Origin of the sequence: Yersinia pekkanenii (assembly GCF_001152565.1) — a bacterium.
GTDB lineage: Bacteria > Pseudomonadota > Gammaproteobacteria > Enterobacterales > Enterobacteriaceae > Yersinia > Yersinia pekkanenii.
This window is the reverse complement of the sequence record NZ_CQAZ01000119.1, coordinates 1-3216: the sequence shown is the minus strand read 5'-3', so window position 1 is coordinate 3216 and position 3216 is coordinate 1. Positions and strand designations below refer to the sequence as shown.

The window sequence follows — 3216 nt, the reverse complement described above, 5'->3', positions numbered from 1 at the left end:
TGAATAGACCCCAGTTTCCTAGACGGTAGCGTGCCTCATGAACCAGGCACTTTCATAAACTGCAGGGGGTTGATCTTCACTGGCACTATGCCGACGTTTAGCATTATAAAACATCTCTACATAATCGAAGATATCAGCCTTTGCTTCTTCTCTATTTTTATAGATCCGTTTCTTTATGCGTTCTCGTTTCAGCAACTGGAAAAAACTTTCTGCCACCGCGTTATCATGGCAATTACCACGACGACTCATGCTGCTTTTTAAATTGTGAGCTGTCATAAAGTGCTGACATCTTTCGCTCGTATATTGAGAACCCTGATCCGAATGGATTAGTACTTCTGCCGCTGGTTTGCGTCGCCACACCGCCATCAACAAGGCGTCCATCACCAACTCTGCTGTCATTCGTCCACCCATACTCCAGCCGATAACCCGGCGCGAGAAGAGATCGAGAACAACGGCCAGATACAACCAACCCTCATGCGTTCTTATATAGGTCATGTCACTCACCCAATGAGTATTTGGGGTAGGAACAATGAACTGGCGCTCAAGGTAATTAGGGCTGGCAACTGAAGGCTTTCCGCCGCCGTAATAGCGTCGTTTCCGGTATCCGGTTTGAGAAGCCAACTCTGCAAGCCTCATTAGGCGCGCGATCCTGTTACGCCCAGCGCGTTCACCCAAGTCTTTCATATCGAGCCAGATTTTTCGATAACCATAAACCGTACCACTTTCAAGCCACAGCTGCTTAATAAGACCTGTTTGGCGCTCATCTTGCCTGGCACGCAAAGATTGAGGTCGCTTTAGCCACTGGTAATAACCGCTGTAATGGAGGCCAAGAACCAGACACAACCGGCGTACAGCATAAAAGGAGGACATTTGTTTAATGAAGGCGTACTTCAGCCTGACGTTCTTGCAAAGTACGCGGCGGCCTTTTTTAAAATATCTCGCTCTTCAGTCACACGCTTAAGTTCTTGCCTGAGGCGCTTTACTTCGTGCTGAAGGGCATCGTCCTGCTTTCGCTGTGGTTCAGGTTTTTGGTAACGCTTAATCCACGCGTAAAGGCTGTTGGTAGAAACACCGAGTCGTGCCGCAACCTCAGAAACAGGGTATCCCTGCTCGTTAATCTGTTTTACGGCTTCAATTTTGAATTCTTCAGTGAAATTTTTGGCTGACATAAACACTCCTTCATTGAGCCTCCATTATGAGGCAAAAAAGTGTCTACGAAACCCGGGTCTATTCAAAAATAACTAAGTAAGAGGCACTAATGCAGTTCCCCTTTAACCTGATAATGTCTGTCTTCGGGAGTCGACAGACATTAAAATAAGGTAAAATACTTATTGCCATAAGACTGCATATCAATAAGTATTAACCTTCTTTTTATTAGGGGGGATTTTATGGGTATTTCTATTGGAAGTTCGTATTTAACTGCTAGTATCAGTAACGATAGAATAAATGAAATGCTCATCACCCACGCCCCCCCCCATATGTCTATATGGGGAAAAATAAAAGACTTTTTTTTTGCCACAGGGGAAAGAGAGGCTTTAGATTATTTGTTTAAATTATGTAATCCCACACCGGATTTGACGAGCAGCGAAATTGAAGATACTTTCTTCAGGCTAAAAGCACTATGCTCCCCTGGATACAAAGAAAGATTTTGTCATAACCATATTGATAGTTCATCTACAGGCAAGTTGCATATTAAAGATGAGAATGGAGACGATCTTCTATATATAGAAATGAATGGGGAAGTGTGCAATTATAATATTTTAGGTAAATTGTTTGTTTTTGAAGATAATATCAAACCTTGGTTTACGCAAGAGCATGAAACAAACATTAATGGGTTATCCATAACCCACAAAAAAATAAAGTCACAATCCCTTGTTGATAATATTGTATGGATGAAGAATGATTTCTATCACGTATCATATGAAAGTAATAATTTCCAATTGGATTTCAAAGTTTTTTACGATGATGTAATCAACTATCTCACTTCAGTAAACAAAAGTAATAATTTCCATTTGTGGCGAGAGGAAGAAAAAGAAACATATATTTCATCAATTATTAATAAAGAGATAGATACTCAAGTTAGCAATAAGCATGTTAATTTATCAAAAAAAGATAAAGATGATATTTTTAATCGCTCAGGCAATAACTTAGGTGTTTATAATTTAAAGTTAAATAGTAAATGCGCACAGAGTTCAATAAAACATATGGTGTTGAACTTAATAAATAAAAATGAATCATTTTACGATTTTATCAATAAAACCGCTACTGACAGGAATATCAAAAATGTCATAACCACAGACATGGTTAATGCGCTATCAAATCACATTTTTGAGGACATGTTCATGTATGAAATGAGCCTGCCTCATGACTGGATTCACGTTATACGTAAATCAGTTGGTACTGTTGCAAAAATCTGGTGATGATAAGCTAAAGCGCCATTTCGGCTGAAGGAGAGCGTATGACCCCATTCAAAGGTCGGCATTTTCAGAGTGAAATCATCCTCTGGGCTGTTCGCTGGTATTGTAAATACGGCATCAGCTACCGCGAACTCCAGGAAATGCTCGCTGAACGGGGCGTCAATGTTGACCACACCACGATTTATCGTTGGGTACAGCGCTACGCACCTGAAATGGAAAAGCGTCTGCGATGGTACTGGCGTCATCCGACCAACCTGCTTCCCTGGCATCTGGATGAAACCTACGTCAAAATCGGCGGCAAATGGGCTTACCTGTACCGGGCCGTCGACAGCCACGGTAGAACGATTGATTTTTATCTTTCGTCTCGGCGTAATACTCAAGCGGCTTATCGATTTTTGAAGAAGATGTTGGGTCACTTACGGGATTGGGAACAGCCACGACGCATTATTACAGATAAAGCACCCACCTATGGCAGAGCGCTCGCGTTATTGAAACAGGAAGGTAAATGCCCGCCAGACGTGGTGCACCGTCAGGTGAAATACCTCAACAACGTGATTGAATGTGATCATGGTAAGCTGAAGCGGATAATCAATCCGATGTTAGGCTTCAAATCCATGAAAACGGCTTATGCGACGATCAAGGGTATAGAAGTGATGCGTGCGTTGCGTAAAGGTCAGGCTGAACCCTGGTATTATGGTCATCCTCAGGGCGAAGTGCGTCTGGTGAACTACGTTTTCAGCCTCTAAGGTTTTTTAGCCTAAGGGAGCGTTGACCCTAACGGGCTATTTGCAACAGTGCC

The 3216-nt window shown here is 42.3% G+C and carries 3 protein-coding genes; 2 read left to right on the top strand and 1 reads right to left on the bottom strand.

What is annotated here, in order from left to right; all coding sequences use genetic code 11:
- Positions 1 to 18: 18 nt before the first annotated feature.
- Positions 19 to 1169 (bottom strand): IS3 family transposase gene (locus AEP37_RS22940; RefSeq protein WP_156168753.1). Its coding sequence is split into 2 segments (ribosomal slippage): positions 19 to 932 and positions 932 to 1169, totalling 1152 coding nucleotides; the frame shifts between segments, so codons are not numbered across the junction.
- 219 nt (positions 1170 to 1388) lie between these two features.
- Here AEP37_RS22940 and AEP37_RS22930 point away from each other — a divergent pair.
- Positions 1389 to 2420: a hypothetical protein gene (locus AEP37_RS22930; RefSeq protein ID WP_049615489.1), complete on the top strand. Its 1032-nt coding sequence runs from the start codon at positions 1389 to 1391 to the stop codon at positions 2418 to 2420.
- Positions 2421 to 2458: 38 nt separating this feature from the next.
- Positions 2459 to 3163 carry an IS6 family transposase gene (locus tag AEP37_RS22925; RefSeq protein WP_049615488.1) on the top strand — a complete coding sequence of 235 codons (705 nt, stop codon included), beginning with the start codon at positions 2459 to 2461 and terminating at the stop codon, positions 3161 to 3163.
- Positions 3164 to 3216 lie beyond the last annotated feature (53 nt).